This window comes from Streptomyces hilarionis (assembly GCF_024539675.1).
GTDB lineage: Bacteria > Actinomycetota > Actinomycetes > Streptomycetales > Streptomycetaceae > Streptomyces > Streptomyces hilarionis.
The window spans coordinates 37,794-55,221 of sequence record NZ_JAHHIT010000003.1 but is presented as its reverse complement, the minus strand read 5'-3'; the positions used below and the strand labels follow the sequence as shown (position 1 = coordinate 55,221).

Below are 17,428 nucleotides of genomic sequence, written 5' to 3'. Positions count from 1 at the left end.
GGCGCGAAGGGCCCTGTCAGCCGAGCCGGTTGGCGGTGTGGACGGCGCGCAGGACGGCCGCCGCCTTGTTGCGGCACTCCTGGTCCTCGGCGACCGGGTCGGAGTCGGCGACGATGCCCGCACCGGCCTGGACGTAGGCGGTGCCGTCGCGCAGCAGGGCGGTGCGGATGGCGATGGCGGTGTCGGAGTCGCCCGCGAAGTCCAGGTAGCCGACGCAGCCGCCGTACAGTCCGCGCCGGGAGGGCTCCAGTTCGTCGATGATCTGCAGGGCGCGCGGCTTGGGCGCGCCGGAGAGGGTGCCGGCGGGGAAGCAGGCGGTGAGGACGTCGAAGGCGGTGCGGCCGGGCGCGACCTTGCCGGTGACGGTGGAGACGATGTGCATCACGTGCGAGTAGCGCTCGACGGACATGAAGTCGACGACCTCGACCGAGCCCGGCTCGCAGACCCGGCCCAGGTCGTTGCGGCCCAGGTCGACGAGCATGAGGTGCTCGGCGCGCTCCTTGGGGTCGGCGAGGAGCTCGTCGGCGAGGGCCTGGTCCTCCTGCGGGGTGGCCCCGCGGTGCCGGGTGCCGGCGATGGGGTGGACCATGGCGCGGCCGTCCTCGACCTTGACCAGGGCCTCCGGGGAGGAGCCCACGACGTCGAAGCCGTCGAAGCGGAACAGGTACATGTACGGCGAGGGGTTCGTCGCCCGCAGGACGCGGTAGACGTCGAGCGCGCTCGCCGTGCACGGCGTCTCGAAGCGCTGGGAGGGGACGACCTGGAAGGCCTCGCCCGCGCGGATGCGCTCCTTGATGTCCTCGACGGCCGCGCGGAAGTCGGGGCCGCCCCACAGGGCGGTGTAGTCGGGCAGTTCGGAGGGCGGCAGCACGGCCGGGGGCTGGGCGACCGGGCGCGAGAGGTCGGCCTCCATGGCGTCGAGACGGGCCACGGCGTCCGCGTAGGCCTCGTCGACGCCGGTGTCGAGGTCGTTGTGGTTGATCGCGTTGGCGATCAGCAGGACGGAGCCCTCCCAGTGGTCCATGACGGCGAGGTCGCTGGTCAGGAGCATGGTGAGTTCGGGGAGTTGCAGGTCGTCCCGCTCGCCGGGGCCGACCTTCTCCAGGCGGCGCACGATGTCGTAGCCGAGGTAGCCGACCATGCCGCCGGTGAAGGGCGGCATGCCGTCCGTGTGCGGGGTGTGGAGGGTCTCGATGGTGGCGCGCAGCGCGGCGAGCGGGTCGCCGTCGACGGGGACGCCGACCGGCGGGGTGCCGAGCCAGTGGGTGGCGCCCTCGCGCACGGTGAGCGTGGCGGCGCTGCGCACGCCCACGAAGGAGTAGCGGGACCATCGAAACGCCGTGCGGCCGTTCTCCGCGGACTCCAGGAGGAAGGTGCCCGGGCGCTCGGCGGCGAGCTTGCGGTAGAGCGCGACCGGGGTGTCGCCGTCGGCGAGGAGCTTGCGGGTGACCGGAATGACGCGGCGGTCGGAGGCCAGCTTGCGGAACGTCTCGAGGTCCATGGCGGCTGACCTTACTGACCCGGGGCCGGGAGGCCGGAATCGGCGGCCGTGACGGCGTCGGTCCCGCCCCGGGTGAGGAGCACGTCGGCGTCGAAGCAGGTGCGGGCGCCGGTGTGGCAGGCGGCGCCGACCTGGTCGACCTTGACCAGCACGGTGTCCGCGTCGCAGTCGAGGGCGACCGACCTGACGTGCTGGACGTGGCCGGAGGTGTCGCCCTTGACCCAGTACTCGCGGCGGCTGCGGGACCAGTAGGTGCAGCGGCCGGTGGTGAGGGTGCGGTGCAGCGCCTCGTCGTCCATCCAGCCGAGCATGAGCACCTCTCCGGTGTCGTACTGCTGGGCGATGGCGGGGACGAGTCCGTCGGCGCTGCGCTTGAGGCGCGCGGCGATCTCGGGGGCGAGACGGCTGCTCGTGGGACGGGCGGGCTCGGGCGTGCTGGTCATGGGTGCCATTGTGCCGCGCGCCACGGACAGTGACGGCGCGGTGTCCAGTGGGTGGGCGGCGGTCCGGGCGGCGGTGGCGCGATCCCGACGGGTGGGCGCGGCCGCGGCGTCGCCGTAGGCTGGCGGCATGTCGACTTTCGCCAAGCGTGAACGGCTTCTGCTCGCCGACCTCTTGGAGACGGCGGGCCCGCAGGCGCCGACCCTCTGCGAGGGCTGGCTGACCCGGGACCTGGCGGCGCACGTGGTGGTGCGCGAGCGCCGCCCGGACGCGGCCGGGGGTCTGCTGATCAAGCAGCTCGCGTCCCGTCTGGACCGGGCGATGGAGGAGTTCGCCGCCAAGCCGTACGAGGAACTGCTCCAGCTGATCCGCACCGGTCCGCCGCGTTTCTCGCCGTTCCAGCTCAAGCCGCTGGACGAGGCGTCCAACACGATCGAGTTCTACGTCCACACCGAGGACGTCCGCCGCGCACGGCCGGAGTGGACGCCGCGCGCCCTCGACCCCGTCTTCCAGGACGCCCTGTGGTCCCGGCTGGAGCGCACCGCCCGGCTGATGGGCCGCAGCGCGCCCACCGGGCTGGTGCTGCGCCGCCCGGACGGCCGTACGGCGGTCGCCCACCGGGGCACCCCGGTGGTGACGGCGACGGGCGAGCCGTCGGAGCTGCTGCTGCTCCTGTACGGCCGGCAGGGCGTCGCCGAGGTGGAGCTGGCGGGTGACAAGGAGGCGATCGAGCGGCTGCACGGCGGCAAGCAGCTCGGCATCTGAGGCCCTTCGACGTTCTGCCGGGGGCCGTGGTCAGCGCGGGAGTTCCGCGCGGCGCAGTGCGGGCACGCCCAGGGCGACGAGGCCGCCGAGCCCGCAGACGCCGGCGCTGACGACGAAGACCGGGCCGGTGCCCCAGGCGCCGACGGCGGCGGCGGACAGGGGCATGCTGAGCGGGGTGAGGCCGAGGCTGACGAGGCTGGTGACGGCGGTGACGCGGCCCAGGTAGGCGGGGTCTGCCTGGGTCTGGAGCAGGGCCGCGCACACGGCGCCGCTGAGCCCGGCGAGCAGCCCGATCAGCAGGGCGGTGCCGACGGCCGCGGCGAGGTTCGGCGCGTACGCGAGGGCGCCGATGGCCAGGGAGCCCGCGAGGATCGACCACCCGGCCACCCGGCCGGCGTGCGGGAGCCGTCCGCGCAGGGTCAGCAGGAGTGAGGCGGCGCCCGCGCCGACGCCGAACCCGGACAGCACCCAGCCCATGCCGGAGGCGCCCCAGCCGCGCTCGTCGGCGAGCAGGGTCAGGCCCACGTTGAGCGGTCCGACGAAGCCGAGGTCGCCGAGGGCGATGGCCGCCGTGAGCGGGGCGAGGACCGGGTGGCGGCGGATGTGGCGCAGCCCGGCCACCAGATCGGCCCAGGCGGTCCGGCCGCGCGCGTCCGCGGTGTCGTCGGGCGGCAGCTCGCGCACTCTCACACAGAGCAGCAGGGGCACGGACACGGCTATGAGGAGCCCGGCGAGCCCGAACGCGGCGGCCGCGCCGCCCGTGGCGACCCCGAGTCCGCCCAGCGGTGCGCCCACGATGACGGCGAACCGGTAGGCGAGGCCGCGCATGCCCTGCACCCGGGCGAGCTGGCCGCGGTCGGTGATCCGGGGGGGCAGGGCGCCGACGGCGGGGACGAACACGGCGTCCACCGTGCCGAACACCAGGGCGAGGACCGTGAGCGGCCACAGGCGCGGGCCGGTGAGGAGCAGCAGCCCCGCGACCGCGAGGACGGCCGCGCAGCGCACCGCGTCACTGCCGACGACGACGCGGCGCGGTCCGAACCGGTCGGCGATCACTCCCCCGCCCAGCATGAGCACCGCGCGCGGCAGCGCGCTCACCGACAGCACCAGGCCCGCCTGCGCGGGGGTGCCGGCCTGGACGGCGGCCCACGACAGGGCGACGTAGTAGACGCCGTCGCCGGCCATCGAGGAGGCGTAGGCGCCCAGCCAGCGCAGGACGTTGCCGTCGCGGTGGGCGGGGCGCTCGGCGGCGGCGCGGGCGGCGGGCGTCCGGGACAGGGTGGTCATGGCCGGGCCTCTCAGGGGCGGAACGGGAAGCCGTACAGGTGCAGGGCGACGTTCTCGCGCCCCTCGGTGTCTCCGGCGGCCTCGGCCGCGCGCCCCTTGTCGACGTACCGGGTCATCAGGGCGTGCACCTCCCGGCCGAGCTCGGCCAGTTCGGCCGAGGTCAGCCGGGAGAGGTACTCGGAGTCGAACGAGGCTCCGTTCCACTCGGGGCCCCAGTGGGCGCGTTCGTCGAGGTGGCGGTGGTACAGCTCACTGCGGTGCGCGAAGAAGAGCCGGGAGGCGGAGCGATGCGCGGCCGCCTTCTCCGGGGCGTCGCTGAAGTCCTCGTCGTGGATGCTGACGCCGTCCGAGGCGGGCCGCCACCAGCGCTCGCGTCCGTCCGCGCTCTGCGGCTCGGCCTCTTCGATCAGTCCGTGCTCGGCGAGCTTGCGCAGGTGGTAGCTGACCAGCGAGACGGCCTCGTCGACGAGTTCGGCCAGCCGTGAGGCCGTGGCCACGCGTTCCAGGTACAGCGCCCGGTAGAGGTTCAGCCGCAACGGGTGGGCGAGCGCCTTCAGCGAGCCCAGGTCGGTGATGCGCCGGTTCTCCCCGCTTGTCATGCCCCCACCGTAGAAGCGAAGGAGAAATTGCGCAACTGTTCTTGCGCAACTTTCCTTTCGCGTCTCCTCATGGGTGAGCCCCGGCCGCTCTTGCGGCCGGGGCTCGTCCGTCCGGCGTCGGCAGGCCCGTGCGGGCGTCACCGCACCGGGTGGCCCGCCTCGCGCAGCGCGTCCTTGACCTGGCCGATCCTCAGGTCGCCGAAGTGGAACACCGACGCGGCCAGCACGGCGTCCGCGCCCGCCTCGACGGCCGGCGGGAAGTCGGCGAGCCGGCCGGCGCCGCCGGAGGCGATCACCGGGATCCTGACGTGCCGGCGGACCGCGGCGATCATCTCCAGGTCGTAGCCGTCCTTCGTGCCGTCGGCGTCCATCGAGTTGAGCAGGATCTCGCCCGCGCCGAGCTCGGCCGCCCGGTGCGCCCACTCGACGGCGTCGATGCCGGTGCCCTCGCGGCCGCCGTGCGTCGTCACCTCGAAGGATCCGGACGGCGTGCGCCGGGCGTCGACCGACAGGACCAGCACCTGGCTGCCGAACCGCTCGGCGATCTCCCTGATCAGCTCCGGGCGGGCGATCGCGGCGGTGTTCACGCCCACCTTGTCGGCGCCGGCCCGCAGCAGCTTGTCGACGTCCTCGGGGGTGCGCACGCCGCCGCCGACGGTCAGCGGGATGAACACCTGCTCGGCGGTGCGGCGCACCACGTCGTAGGTGGTCTCGCGGTTGCCCGAGGAGGCGGTGATGTCCAGGAACGTCAGCTCGTCGGCGCCCTCGGCGTCGTACACCTTGGCCATCTCGACGGGGTCGCCCGCGTCGCGCAGGTTCTGGAAGTTGACGCCCTTGACGACCCGGCCGGCGTCCACGTCCAGGCAGGGGATGACCCGTACGGCGAGCGTCATGCCGCGGCCCCCCGTCGGAACGCCTCGACCTCGACCTCGACGACCAGGCTGGGGTCCACCAGACCGGCCACGATCAGCATGGACGCGGCGGGCCGGACGGTGTCGAACAGCTCCTTGTGAGCGCGCCCCACGTCCTCCACGTCCCGCGCGTGGGTCAGGTACATGCGGGTGCGCACGACGTCCTCGCGTCCGAGGCCCAGCTCCGCCAGGGCCGCGAAGGCCACGGTGAAGGCGTTGAGCGTCTGGTCGTAGGGGCCGCCGCCGGCGATCTCGCCGTCCACGATCGAGGTACAGCCGGAGACCAGCACCAGGCCGCCGGGCAGCTCCACCGCGCGCGAGTAGCCGAAGGCGTCCTCCCAGGGCGCGCCCGTCGTGACGCGTCGCAGCTCGCTCACCGGGCCACCGCCTCCAGGGCCTCTTCCAGGGTGAACGCCTTGGCGTAGAGCGCCTTGCCGACGATGGAGCCCTCGACGCCGAGCGGCACCAGTTCGGCGATGGCGCGCAGGTCGTCCAGGGACGAGACGCCGCCGGACGCCACGACCGGGCGGTCGGTCACCGCGCACACGTTGCGCAGCAGCTCCAGGTTCGGGCCCTGCAACGTGCCGTCCTTGGCGATGTCGGTGACGACGTAGCGCGCGCAGCCCTCCTTGTCGAGGCGGGCCAGCGTCTCGTACAGGTCGCCGCCGTCGCGGGTCCAGCCGCGGCCGCGCAGGGTGGTGCCGCGCACGTCCAGGCCGACCGCGATCCGGTCGCCGTGCTCGGCGATGACCTTGGCGACCCACTCGGGCGTCTCCAGGGCGGCCGTGCCCAGGTTCACGCGGGTGCAGCCGGTGGCGAGGGCGGCGGCGAGGGTGTCGTCGTCACGGATGCCGCCGGAGAGCTCCACCTTGATGTCCATGGCGCCCGCGACCTCGGCGATCAGCGCCCGGTTGTCGCCGGTGCCGAACGCGGCGTCCAGGTCGACCAGGTGCAGCCACTCGGCGCCCGAGCGCTGCCAGGCGAGGGCCGCCTCCAGCGGGGAGCCGTAGGAGGTCTCGGTTCCGGACTCGCCGTGCACGAGACGGACGGCCTGGCCGTCGCGGACGTCGACGGCGGGGAGGAGTTCGAGCTTGCTCACAGTGTTCCGATCCAGTTGGTGAGGAGCTGGGCTCCGGCGTCGCCGGACTTCTCGGGGTGGAACTGCGTGGCCCACAGGGCGCCGTTCTCCACGGCGGCCACGAACGGCTTGCCGTGCGTCGACCAGGCCACCTTGGGAGCGCGCATCGTCGGGTTGAGCACTTCCAGGGACCAGTCCTGGACGGCGTAGGAGTGCACGAAGTAGAAGCGCGCGTCCGCGTCCAGGCCGGCGAACAGCTCGGATCCGGCCGGGGCGTCGACGGTGTTCCAGCCCATGTGGGGCACGATCTCTGCCTGGAGCGGCTCGACCGCGCCGGGCCACTCGTCGAGGCCCTCGGTCTCCACGCCGTGCTCGATGCCGCGGGCGAAGAGGATCTGCATGCCGACGCAGATGCCCATCACCGGGCGTCCGCCGGACAGCCGGCGGCCGATGATCCAGTCGCCGCGGGCCTCCTTCAGGCCGCGCATGCAGGCGGCGAAGGCGCCGACGCCCGGCACCAGCAGCCCGTCGGCGTTCATGGCCGCGTCGAAGTCACGGGTGATCTCGACGTCGGCGCCGGCGCGCGCGAGGGCACGCTCTGCGGAACGGACGTTGCCGAAGCCGTAGTCGAAGACGACGACCTTCTTCGTGCCCGTCGCGGGGCCGCTCAATTCCACACCTCCAGCCTCACGATGCCCGCCACGAGACACATCGCGGCGCCGATCGACAGCAGCACGATGAGGTTCTTGGGCATCTTCTGCTTGACGAAGGAGTAGACGCCGCCGGCGAGGAAGAGACCGACGACGATCAGGACGGTGGACAGTCCGCTCATGGGGTTACAGCGCGCCCTTCGTGGAGGGGAGGATGCCGGCCGCGCGCGGGTCGCGCTCGCAGGCGTAGCGCAGCGCCCGGGCCAGCGCCTTGAACTGGCACTCCACGATGTGGTGCGCGTTGCGCCCGTAGGGCACGTGCACGTGCAGGGCGATCTGCGCCTGGGCGACGAAGGACTCCAGGATGTGCCGGGTCATCGTCGTGTCGTACGCGCCGATCATCGGCGCCATGTTCTCGGGCTCGGTGTGCACGAGGTAGGGGCGGCCGGACAGGTCGACGGTCACCTGGGCGAGCGACTCGTCCAGCGGGACCGTGCAGTTGCCGAAGCGGTAGATGCCCACCTTGTCGCCGAGGGCCTGCCGGAAGGCGGCGCCGAGCGCGAGGGCGGTGTCCTCGATGGTGTGGTGGGAGTCGATGTGCAGGTCGCCGTCGGTCTTCACGGTGAGGTCGAACAGACCGTGGCGGCCGAGCTGGTCGAGCATGTGGTCGAAGAAGCCGACGCCGGTCGCCACGTCGACCTTGCCGGAGCCGTCGAGGTCGATCTCCACGAGGACCGACGTCTCCTTCGTGGTGCGCTCTGCACGTCCTACGCGGTTCATGCGCTCTGCTCCTTCTTGACTTCACGGACCGCGTCGAGGAACGCGTCGTTCTCTTCGGGGGTTCCGGCGGTGACCCGCAGCCAGCCGGGCACGCCGTTGTCCCGGACCAGGACGCCCCGGTCGAGGATCTGCCGCCAGACCGCGTGGGCGTCCTCGAACCGCCCGAACTGCACGAAGTTGGCGTCGGACGCCGTGACCTCGTACCCGGCGGCGAGCAGTTCGCCCACCAGCCGGTCGCGTTCCGACTTCAGCTGCTCGACGTACTTCAGCAGGGTGTCGGTGTGCTCCAGCGCGGCCAGCGCGGTCGCCTGGGTGACGGCCGACAGGTGGTAGGGCAGCCGCACCAGTTGCACGGCGTCCACGACCGCCGGGTGCGCGGCGAGGTAGCCGAGGCGCAGTCCCGCCGCGCCGAAGGCCTTCGACATCGTCCGCGAGACGACGAGATTCGGCCGTCCTTCGAGCAGCGGCAGCAGTGACGGGCTGTGGCTGAACTCGACGTAGGCCTCGTCGACGACGACCATCGAGGGCTTCGCCGCCTGGGCGGCCTCGTACAGCGCGAGGACCGTCTCGGCGGGGACCGCGGTGCCGGTGGGGTTGTTGGGGGTGGTGACGAAGACGACGTCCGGGCGGTGCTCGGCGATGGCCTTCCCCGCCGCGGCGAGGTCGACGGTGAAGTCCTCGTTGCGGGGGCCGGAGATCCACCCGGTCCCGGTGCCGCGCGCGATGAGCCCGTGCATCGAGTAGGACGGCTCGAAGCCGATCGCCGTGCGGCCGGGCCCGCCGAAGGTCTGCAGCAGCTGCTGGAGGACCTCGTTGGACCCGTTGGCGGCCCACACCTCGGAAGGGCCGACCGCATGCCCCGTGGTGTCGGTGAGGTACTGCGCGAGCCGGGTGCGCAGCTCGACGGCGTCCCGGTCGGGGTAGCGGTTGAGGTGGCGGGCGGCCTCGCGCACCCGCTCGGCGATCCGCTCGACCAGCGGCTCGGGCAGCGGGTAGGGGTTCTCGTTGGTGTTCAGCCGTACGGGGACGTCGAGCTGGGGCGCGCCGTAGGGGGACTTGCCGCGCAGCTCGTCGCGGACGGGGAGGTCGTCGATTCCGATGTTCACTGGACCGTCGGCACCTTCCACCCGAACCTCGCCTTGATCGCCGCGCCGTGCGCCGGCAGGTCCTCGGCCTCCGCCAGCGTCACCACGTGGTGGGCGACGTCGGCCAGCGCCTCGCGCGTGTAGTCGACGATGTGGACGCCGCGCAGGAAGGACTGCACGGACAGCCCGGAGGAGTGGCAGGCGCAGCCGCCCGTGGGCAGCACGTGGTTGGAGCCGGCGGCGTAGTCGCCGAGGGACACCGGCGCCCAGGGGCCGACGAAGATCGCGCCCGCGTTGCGGACCCGGTCGGCGACCGCCGCCGCGTCCGCGGTCTGGATCTCCAGGTGCTCGGCGCCGTAGGCGTCGACGACCCGCAGGCCCTCCTCCACGCCGTCGACGAGCACGACGGCCGACTGACGGCCGGCGAGCGCCGGGACGATCCGGTCGTCGATGTGCCGGGTGGCCGCGACCTGCGGCTCCAGCTCCTTGACGACGGCGTCCGCCAGCTCCACCGAGTCGGTGACCAGGACGGCGGCGGCCAGCGGGTCGTGCTCGGCCTGGCTGATCAGGTCGGACGCCACGTGCACCGGGTCGGCGGTGGAGTCGGCGAGGACGGCGATCTCGGTGGGGCCCGCTTCGGCGTCGATGCCGATCCTGCCCGTGAGGAGGCGCTTGGCGGCGGCCACCCAGATGTTGCCGGGGCCGGTGACCATGTTCACGGGGGCGCAGGACTCGGTGCCGTACGCGAACATGGCGACCGCGGTGGCGCCGCCGGCCGCGTACACCTCGTCGACGCCCAGCAGCGCGCACGCGGCGAGGATCGTCGGGTGCGGGAGGCCGCCGAACTCGGCCTGCGGCGGGGAGGCCAGGGCGATCGACTCGACGCCCGCCTCCTGCGCCGGCACCGCGTTCATGATCACCGAGGAGGGGTAGACCGACCGGCCGCCGGGCGCGTACAGCCCGACCCGCCCGACCGGCACCCACTTCTCCGTGACCGAGCCGCCGGGCACGACCTGGGTGGTGTGCGTGGTGCGGCGCTGCGCGCGGTGGACGACACGGGCCCGGCGGACGGACTCCTCAAGGGCCGCGCGCACGGCCGGGTCGAGCCGCTCCAGCGCCTCGGCGATCGCGCGCGCGGGAACGCGCACGGATTCCAGCCGCACCCCGTCGAACCTCTCCGCGAAGTCGATCAGCGCCGCGTCGCCCCGATGATGCACGGCCTCGCAGATCGGACGCACCTTCTCCAGGGCGGCCGAGACGTCGAAGTCGGCTCGGGGCAGCAGGTCGCGCAGGGCGGGGCCCTCGGGGAGGGCGTCGCCGCGCAGATCGATTCGGGAGATCACGTGGTCAATTCTCTCAGACCGGGATCCGGGGTCGTCCGCGCGTATCAATGGCTGATACAGAACATGGCCGGAATCCGGAAGATCCTCTTCGGGCGCGGCGTCCGGGGGCGGCGCACCGGGCATGAACAGCCGTGCGACGGCATGGGGTGAGGAAAGGGAGCGTGGTGTGACCGAGGGGGCGGGCATCCGAACGGGGGACGACGCCGGGGATCTGCCGGACGACCTGACCGCCGCGGAGGCCGGCATGTGGCAGGCCTTCCGCAACGGCAGCGTCTACGACCTCAGCAGCGGGGACACGATCGTCGACGATCCGCACGGCGGGCATCCGTGGGGCGCCTCGCGCACCGTGCGGGCCCGGATCGTCGCCTGGCTGCTGCTGGCCGGGCCGCCCGCGCTGGCCGGCCGGGTGGCCTCGCTGAAGCTGGCCGGCGTGCAGATCAGCGGCTCCCTGGACCTCGCGGGCGGCACGGTGGTGCCGTACGTGGAGATGAAGCGCTGCCGCTTCGAGCGCGAGGTGCGGATGCCGGAGGCGCGGTTCACGACCCTGCGGATGGTGGACTGCTCGGTGCCGCGCCTGGAGGCCGCCCGTCTGCACACCGAGGGCGACCTGCACCTGCCGCGCTGCCGGTTCCACAACGGGGTCCGGCTCACCGACGCGCACATCGGCACGGACCTGCTGCTCAACCAGGCGATCGTCTACCGCGACCGCACCGGCCGCTCGATCGCCGCCGACGGCATGACGGTCGGCCAGGACCTCCAGGCGGAGCTGCTGGAGTCGCACGGCGAGCTGAGTCTGCGCAGCGCCAAGATCGGCGTCTCGCTGAGCCTGCGCGGGGCCCGCCTGGCGAACCCCTACACGCGGCTGGCGCTGAACGCGCCCCAGCTCACCGTCGAGCGCTCGCTGTACCTGACCCCGGCCGGCGTCGGGGGCCAGGCGCTCAGCGGCGCCACCCCCGCGCGCGGGACGCGCGTCCAGCGCTTCGAGTGCCGGGGCGGCCTGCGTCTGGACGACGGCCGGTTCGGCGACGCCGTGGACCTGGAGCGGGCCCGGTTCGCGCTCGCCGACGACCAGGAACTGTCGCTGCGCCGGATCCAGACGTCCGAGCTGCGCTTCCTGGGGGAGCAGCCGAGGCGCGGCAAGGTCGTGCTGTCCGGCGCGCGGGTGGTCAACCTGGTGGACCGGGCGAGCGCGTGGCCGGGCCCCGGGAGTCTGCACATGGGCGGCTTCACGTACGAGAACCTGGTGCCGCAGGGCCCCTTCTCGCTGGCGGAGCGGCTGCACTGGGTGGCCGCCGCGACGGCCGAGTACGCCCCCGAGCCGTACGAGCGGCTGGCGGCCGTGCTGCGGGCCGGCGGGGAGGACGAGGACGCCCGCGAGGTCCTGCTGGCCAAGCAGCGCCGCCGCCGCGAGACGCTGCCGCCGGCCGCGAAGCTCTGGGGCTACGCGCAGGACTGGACGGTCGCCTACGGGTACCGGCCGGGCCGGGCCGCGGTGTGGATGGCGGTGCTGTGGGCCGCGAGTTCGCTGGCCTTCGCGCACGCCGCGCATCCGGCCGTCGACCCCGCGGGGCATCCGCCCTGGAACCCGGCCCTGTTCGCCCTGGACCTGCTGCTGCCGGTCATCGACCTGGGGCAGGTCGGGCAGTGGCAGTTGCACGGGGGCTGGCAGTGGCTGTCGACGGCGCTGATCCTGCTGGGCTGGATCCTCGCGACGGCGGTGGCGGCGGGCGCGACGCGGTTGCTGCGCCGCAACTGACGGCCGGCGCGGGGCGGCCGTCCGCCGCCCTCGCCGAGGCCGTCGGGCACGGCCGCGCGACCGTTTGCATTTTACCGTCCCTTGACCTGACGGCGTACAACTTTCCACAGGTTGCCCGCGCCCTCTGGCGCGATCTGAACCCGCGGCTTTTCAATGGGCGACACCATGGCTCTGCTGCCCCCCTTCATCCGCACCGCCCGGACGTCCCGGTCGGCACGGTACGTCGCCCCCCACAGCGCCGCCGGGCTCCCCGCCGACGACGAGGTGCTCCTCGACGTGCCGGACGACCGACTCGGCCCCGCGCTGGTCGCCGCCGGCCTCGGCGCGTACGCTCCCGCCGCCGAACTGCTGCTTCACACCCGCGAACGCGCCGAGTGGGAGTACCGCGACCGGTACGCCACCCGGCTGGCGTCCTTCGCCCGCTCGCGCCCCGAGTGGTTCGAGGACTGGCGCGCCGCCGCCCCCCGCGACCCCGACGTCCTGCTCGTCGGCGCGCAGCTCGCCGTGGACCGCGCCTGGGGGTCGCCCGCCCGGGCCGAGCTGCTGCGCGAGGTGAGCCCGCTGATCACGGCGGCCGCGCAGAGCGACGTGCGCGACCCGGTGCCGTGGCGGATAGCCCTGGACCACGCCCGCGGAACCCGCGCCGGGCACAAGTACTTCGGCGAGCTGTGGGAGGCCGCGGTGCGCCGCGCCCCGCACCACTACGGCTGCCATGTGGCCGCCAAGCGCTATCTGGCCGAGTCCTGGCACGGCTCGCACCGCGAGTGCTTCGACTTCGCCGACCGGGCCGCCCAGGACGCGCCGGCCGGCTCCCTCGTCCAGGCGCTCCCGGCCCGCGCCGCATTCGCCTACCTGATCGACGGCTGCGGCCCCGAGGTGCCGCGCGAACGGCTGGACGCGGCCGCCGACCGGGCCGTCGCGCTCTCGGCCCGCTTCCCGGCGGCGGACCCGTGGCCGGCCGAGATACGCAACCTGCTGACGTACGTCCTGGTCCGCCTCGACCGGCGCGACGAGGCCCTCGCCCAGCTGCGTCTGATCGGCCCGTACGCCACTTCCTTCCCCTGGGACCGGCTGTCCGAGGACCCTCTCGGCCACTTCCTGGCGGTCCGCGAGGAAGTGCGCTCGGGACCGTCGGAGCAGCCCCCCTGGGAGCCGGGGAACGGGCACGGCGGACGAGCCCGTCCGCAGGACCACTAGGCTTCTGCGTCGTGACCACCGTCCGTCTGCCGCTCTTCCCCCTGAACTCGGTGTTGTTCCCGGGACTCGTACTCCCGCTCAACGTCTTCGAGGAGCGTTATCGCGCCATGATGCGCGACCTTCTGAAGACCCCCGAGGACGAATCGCGCCGGTTCGCCGTCGTCGCCATCCGCGACGGCCACGAGGTGGCGCCCAGCTCCCCCGGTCTGCCCGACCAGACGGCGCTGCCCGAACGCGGCCCCGCGGCCGGTTTCGGCGACGACCCGCTCAAGACCTTCCACGGCATCGGCTGCGTGGCCGACGCCGCGACCGTCCGCGAGCGCGCCGACGGCACCTTCGAGGTCCTGGCGACCGGCACGACCCGCGTCAAGCTCCTGTCCGTGGACGCCTCCGGGCCCTTCCTGACGGCGGAGTTGCAGGAGCTGCCCGAGGACCCGGGCGACGAGGCGGGCGCCCTCGCGGAGGGCGTGCTGCGGTCCTTCCGCCAGTACCAGAAGCGGCTGGCGGGCGCCCGCGAGCGCTCGCTGACCACGGGCGCCGACCTCCCCGACGACCCGTCGGTGGTGTCGTACCTGGTGGCCGCCGCGATGATGCTGGACACCCCCACCAAGCAGCGGCTGCTCCAGGCGCCGGACACGGCCTCCCGGCTGCGGGACGAGCTGACCCTCCTGCGCGCGGAGACGGCGATCATCCGCAACCTGCCCTCGCTGCCCGCGGCGGAGCTGACCCGCGGCCCGACGAGTCTCAACTGACGTTCCCGGGAAGGCCCCGATGGCGAAGAAGTCGAAGAAGCAGCAGCAGTCCGGGGGCACGCCGGCGACGGTGGCCCTGACGGCGGCCGGCGTGGACTTCACGGTCCACGCCTACGAGCACGATCCGAGCCACCCCTCCTACGGCGAGGAGGCGGCCGAGGCAATGGGCGTCTCCCCCGACCGCGTCTTCAAGACGCTGGTCGCGGACGTGGACGGGACCCTGACGGTGGCGGTGGTGCCGGTGGCCGGCTCCCTGGACCTGAAGGCCCTGGCGGCGGCGGTGGGCGGCAAACGCGCGGCGATGGCCGACCCCGCGCTGGCCGAACGCACCACGGGCTACGTCCGGGGCGGCATCTCCCCGCTGGGCCAGCGCAAGAAGCTCCCCACGGTCCTGGACGACTCGGCGACGGCCCACGCCACGATCTGCGTCTCCGCGGGGCGCAGGGGCCTGGAGGTGGAGCTCTCCCCCGAGGACCTGGCCCGGCTCACGACGGCGGTGCTGTCCCCGGTCGGCCGGGCCTGAGCGACTTCGGCCCGAGCCCCCGGCCCGCCGGATCCGACGGGCGGGCTCTAGGCCAGGGGGGTCCCGTACCCGTCCTTGGGGGACTTTCCGTAGGACCCGTAGGGATCGAACGGCTCGGGGTCGCGGGGGCCGAACAGCGCCGTGAGTCCCAGGTGCACGAGCGAGGCGGCGAGCGGCCAGGCGAGGAGCGCGCCCTTCGCCCCGAGCTTCAGCGGCGCGGAGAACGTCACCCCCTTGCCCGCCGACCGCGCGTGCGCGATCACGTCGGACTCGGGCCCGAGCCACACCCCCAGCCGCCACGCCAGCAGCGACCCGAGGAACCCGCCGACCGCGAGCGCGACGACCAGCGGCACCCCGCCACGCCGCCGCCACAGGAACACCGCGACCGCGCTCACCGCGCCGCACGCCAGGGCCAGCAGGGTGAACGTCCCGTCCACCCCGATCGCCTGCTCGCCCTCGGTGTCCTTGAAGTAGACGACCCACTGGTCGTCCGCCAGGTCCCCGACGAGCGGCACGTGCGGGGCCAGCCACACCCACAGCAGCCCGAGCAGCGCGCCGGCGACGGCGACCACGACCGTGATCACGGCGGCTTCGCGCAGTTCGGTCTTCATCCCGGGCCCGTCCTGTCCGTACGCGACGTCATGGGGCGCGGCGGCCACTCCCGCGTGCCCCGCGGGCGACGGCGGCCGGGCCTCGTGCGAGGACGGTTCGTGCGGCGGCGGAGGCGGAGTCAGCGGTGCGGTCACCCTGACATCGTGCCAGGCCCGCCCGAGCCGCGCGTCACCGGACGGCGGCCCGGCGGTACGCCCAGGTGGCGACGGCGAGCGAGACGACGCCCACACCCGCGCACACGGCGAGGTCGCCGAGCACCAGCGCCCAGTCCGGGTCCGTCCCGAAGGTCCGGGCGAACGCGTCCACCCCGTACGTCGACGGCAGCAGGTCACGGGCGAAGCGCACCGCCTGCGGCATCCGGTCCGGCGGCAGCACGCCCAGCAGCAGCGCGGCCGACATGCCGAGCTGGCCGAGCACCGTGGCCAGCTCCGGCCGCGGGGCGAGCAGCCCGAAGGCCGCGCCGAGCCCGGACAGGGCGGCGCCGGCCAGCGGGATCACGGCCGCGAGGACCCACAGGTGCGTCAGGGGCAGCCCGAACAGCACGGATCCGAAGACGGCGGTCACCAGCGTGCCCGGCACCGTGAAGGAGGCGTAGGCGCCCGCGGCGCCCAGGACCACGGCCGCGGGCGGCACGGGAAGCGTCGCGTAGTGGTCCAGGCCCCCGCTCGCCCGCAGCTGTCCGAAGTACTGGGCGAGCAGGTTCAGCGCGACGAAGGCGACGACCAGCACCGCGGAGCCCGCGACGACGGACTCCGCCTCGTGGCCGCCGTCCACCACGCCCCGCATCATGATCAGGATGCCGACCGACTGGAAGGTCGCCACGAACAGCAGCGGGATCCGCGCCACCCGGGCCCGGGAGAGCTGGGCCCGGTACACGGCCACGAGCGACGGCCACAGCCGGGCGCGCGGCGCGAGCTCGGCGGCGCCGGTGCGGGCCGTCGGTGTGACGGCGGCCCGGGCGCCGCCCGGCAGAACCTCGGCGGGTACGACACTCACGTGGCGCTGCTCCTCTTCCCTACGGTTCTCATACCGTCCCATACGGCCCCGCCGGCCCGCCCGCTCACCCCGGCGCGCCTCGCGCTCCTGATCGCCCACGTGTTCACGCCCGCACCAGTCCCTGCCGTGCCGCCCCGCCCAGCGCCAGGTAGACGTCCTCCAGGCTCGGGGTGGCCAGGGTGAAGTCGTCCAGCGCGGCGAAGGCGGCCCCACCGGTGACGGTGGCGACGACGGCCCGGGCCTCGTCGGGGGCCAGCCGCAGCGTCCAGCGGCGTCCGGCCTCCACGGCCCGCTCCCGCAGCGCGGCGACCTCGGGCACGTCCAGCGGCGCGCGCTCGCGCCACACCAGCTCCACGCGCACCTCGCCGGCGACCTGCTCCTTGAGCCCGGCGGGGGTGTCGCAGGCGATGACCCGGCCCTGGTCCAGGACGGCGACGCGGTCCAGCACGGTCTCCGCCTCGATGACGTTGTGGGTGACGAGCAGCACGGTCGTCCCTCGTTCGGCCCGCCGCCGGTCCACCGCGGCCCACACGGCCCGGCGCGCCACCGGGTCCATGCCGGTGGTCGGCTCGTCCAGCACCAGCAGGGGCCGCTCGCCCACCAGCGCGGCGGCGAAGCAGGCGAGGCGGCGCTGTCCGCCGGACAGCTTGCGCAGCGGCCGCCCGGCCAGCGGCGTGAGGCCCAGTTCGTCGAGGACGGCGTCGCGCTCGCGGCGGGCCGCGTGCACGTCCAGGCCGCGCAGCCGGCCGGTGGTCTCGGCGGCCAGCGAGACCGTGAGCTCGTCGAGGGCGGTGGACTCCTGCCCGAGGTAGGCGAGGATCCGGGCGGCCCGGTCGGGGTGGCGCACGATGTCGTGGCCGAGGATCTCCACCCGGCCCGCGTCGGGCCGCATCAGGCCGGTCATCTGCCGCACGAGCGTGGTCTTGCCCGCGCCGTTCGGGCCGAGCAGCCCGAAGATCTCACCGCGGCGGATGTCGAGCCGCACGTCGTCGGTGGCCCGGACCTCGGGGGTCGCGGGAGCGCCGCGCCGGCCCCGCACCGCCGGGTAGGACTTCGTCAGCCCGCGCACGGCGCACACGACCTCGTCCCCGTGCCGAAGTGCCGATGCCGCGCGCGTACTCACAAGGCACGAGGGTACGGGGTCGGGGACGT

At 74.0% G+C, this 17,428-nt stretch carries 20 protein-coding genes; 5 read left to right on the top strand and 15 right to left on the bottom strand.

What is annotated here, in order from left to right:
- Positions 1-16: 16 nt before the first annotated feature.
- Positions 17-1,501, bottom strand: a complete 1,485-nt coding sequence (locus KMS84_RS01580; protein ID WP_256914156.1) for an anthranilate synthase component I — start codon at positions 1,499-1,501, stop codon at positions 17-19.
- An 11-nt stretch (positions 1,502-1,512) separates the two neighbouring features.
- Complete coding sequence (hisI, locus tag KMS84_RS01575; protein ID WP_256914155.1) at positions 1,513-1,944, bottom strand: phosphoribosyl-AMP cyclohydrolase; 432 nt, start codon at positions 1,942-1,944, stop codon at positions 1,513-1,515.
- A gap of 127 nt (positions 1,945-2,071) precedes the next feature.
- Between hisI and KMS84_RS01570 the strand changes: the two genes are divergently transcribed.
- Entirely contained in the window at positions 2,072-2,707 is a 636-nt protein-coding gene (locus tag KMS84_RS01570; protein WP_256914154.1) for a TIGR03085 family metal-binding protein, read from the top strand.
- Between the two features lie 30 nt (positions 2,708-2,737).
- Here KMS84_RS01570 and KMS84_RS01565 read toward each other — a convergent pair whose 3' ends face one another.
- The 10 genes from KMS84_RS01565 to hisD all read right to left on the bottom strand — a co-directional run bounded on the left by KMS84_RS01565 (position 2,738) and on the right by hisD (position 10,440).
- Entirely contained in the window at positions 2,738-3,994 is a 1,257-nt protein-coding gene (locus KMS84_RS01565) for an MFS transporter (RefSeq protein WP_256914153.1), read from the bottom strand.
- Positions 3,995-4,005: 11 nt separating this feature from the next.
- Positions 4,006-4,593 (bottom strand): ArsR/SmtB family transcription factor, encoded by a 588-nt coding sequence (locus tag KMS84_RS01560; protein ID WP_256914152.1) that lies wholly within the window; start codon positions 4,591-4,593, stop codon positions 4,006-4,008.
- A 137-nt stretch (positions 4,594-4,730) separates the two neighbouring features.
- Positions 4,731-5,486 (bottom strand): imidazole glycerol phosphate synthase subunit HisF, encoded by a 756-nt coding sequence (gene hisF / locus KMS84_RS01555; RefSeq protein ID WP_256914151.1) that lies wholly within the window; start codon positions 5,484-5,486, stop codon positions 4,731-4,733.
- A complete protein-coding gene (locus tag KMS84_RS01550) occupies positions 5,483-5,881 on the bottom strand; it encodes a RidA family protein (RefSeq protein WP_256914150.1) in 399 nt (132 codons plus the stop codon). The genes hisF and KMS84_RS01550 overlap by 4 nt, the downstream gene beginning before the upstream one ends.
- Positions 5,878-6,603, bottom strand: a complete 726-nt coding sequence (gene priA / locus KMS84_RS01545; RefSeq protein WP_256914149.1) for a bifunctional 1-(5-phosphoribosyl)-5-((5-phosphoribosylamino)methylideneamino)imidazole-4-carboxamide isomerase/phosphoribosylanthranilate isomerase PriA — start codon at positions 6,601-6,603, stop codon at positions 5,878-5,880. Before priA ends, KMS84_RS01550 begins: the two co-directional genes overlap by 4 nt.
- Complete coding sequence (gene hisH, locus KMS84_RS01540) at positions 6,600-7,253, bottom strand: imidazole glycerol phosphate synthase subunit HisH (RefSeq protein ID WP_285893004.1); 654 nt, start codon at positions 7,251-7,253, stop codon at positions 6,600-6,602. Before hisH ends, priA begins: the two co-directional genes overlap by 4 nt.
- Positions 7,250-7,414 carry a CG2302 family histidine operon protein gene (locus tag KMS84_RS01535; protein ID WP_256914147.1) on the bottom strand — a complete coding sequence of 55 codons (165 nt, stop codon included), beginning with the start codon at positions 7,412-7,414 and terminating at the stop codon, positions 7,250-7,252. The genes hisH and KMS84_RS01535 overlap by 4 nt, the downstream gene beginning before the upstream one ends.
- 4 nt (positions 7,415-7,418) lie before the next feature.
- Positions 7,419-8,012 (bottom strand): imidazoleglycerol-phosphate dehydratase HisB, encoded by a 594-nt coding sequence (hisB, locus tag KMS84_RS01530; RefSeq protein ID WP_256914146.1) that lies wholly within the window; start codon positions 8,010-8,012, stop codon positions 7,419-7,421.
- Complete coding sequence (locus KMS84_RS01525; protein WP_256914145.1) at positions 8,009-9,118, bottom strand: histidinol-phosphate transaminase; 1,110 nt, start codon at positions 9,116-9,118, stop codon at positions 8,009-8,011. Before KMS84_RS01525 ends, hisB begins: the two co-directional genes overlap by 4 nt.
- The gene (hisD, locus tag KMS84_RS01520; RefSeq protein ID WP_256914144.1) at positions 9,115-10,440 is read right to left on the bottom strand and encodes a histidinol dehydrogenase; all 1,326 of its coding nucleotides are present in this window, start codon (positions 10,438-10,440) and stop codon (positions 9,115-9,117) included. Before hisD ends, KMS84_RS01525 begins: the two co-directional genes overlap by 4 nt.
- A gap of 166 nt (positions 10,441-10,606) precedes the next feature.
- On the opposite strand from hisD, the gene KMS84_RS01515 reads away from it, so the two are divergent.
- From KMS84_RS01515 to ybaK, 4 genes are all read left to right on the top strand, one after another.
- Positions 10,607-12,196, top strand: coding sequence for an oxidoreductase (locus KMS84_RS01515; protein WP_256914143.1), 1,590 nt, complete (start codon positions 10,607-10,609; stop codon positions 12,194-12,196).
- A 153-nt stretch (positions 12,197-12,349) separates the two neighbouring features.
- Positions 12,350-13,393, top strand: a complete 1,044-nt coding sequence (locus KMS84_RS01510) for a hypothetical protein (RefSeq protein WP_256914142.1) — start codon at positions 12,350-12,352, stop codon at positions 13,391-13,393.
- A gap of 11 nt (positions 13,394-13,404) precedes the next feature.
- Positions 13,405-14,145 (top strand): LON peptidase substrate-binding domain-containing protein, encoded by a 741-nt coding sequence (locus KMS84_RS01505; RefSeq protein WP_256914141.1) that lies wholly within the window; start codon positions 13,405-13,407, stop codon positions 14,143-14,145.
- A 19-nt stretch (positions 14,146-14,164) separates the two neighbouring features.
- The gene (ybaK, locus tag KMS84_RS01500; RefSeq protein WP_256914140.1) at positions 14,165-14,668 is read left to right on the top strand and encodes a Cys-tRNA(Pro) deacylase; all 504 of its coding nucleotides are present in this window, start codon (positions 14,165-14,167) and stop codon (positions 14,666-14,668) included.
- A 47-nt stretch (positions 14,669-14,715) separates the two neighbouring features.
- Here ybaK and KMS84_RS01495 read toward each other — a convergent pair whose 3' ends face one another.
- The 3 genes from KMS84_RS01495 to KMS84_RS01485 all read right to left on the bottom strand — a co-directional run bounded on the left by KMS84_RS01495 (position 14,716) and on the right by KMS84_RS01485 (position 17,354).
- The gene (locus tag KMS84_RS01495) at positions 14,716-15,414 is read right to left on the bottom strand and encodes a DUF2567 domain-containing protein (RefSeq protein ID WP_256914139.1); all 699 of its coding nucleotides are present in this window, start codon (positions 15,412-15,414) and stop codon (positions 14,716-14,718) included.
- A gap of 34 nt (positions 15,415-15,448) precedes the next feature.
- A complete protein-coding gene (locus KMS84_RS01490; RefSeq protein ID WP_256914138.1) occupies positions 15,449-16,276 on the bottom strand; it encodes an ABC transporter permease in 828 nt (275 codons plus the stop codon).
- Between the two features lie 103 nt (positions 16,277-16,379).
- Positions 16,380-17,354 (bottom strand): ABC transporter ATP-binding protein, encoded by a 975-nt coding sequence (locus KMS84_RS01485; RefSeq protein ID WP_256914171.1) that lies wholly within the window; start codon positions 17,352-17,354, stop codon positions 16,380-16,382.
- Positions 17,355-17,428: the final 74 nt, after the last annotated feature.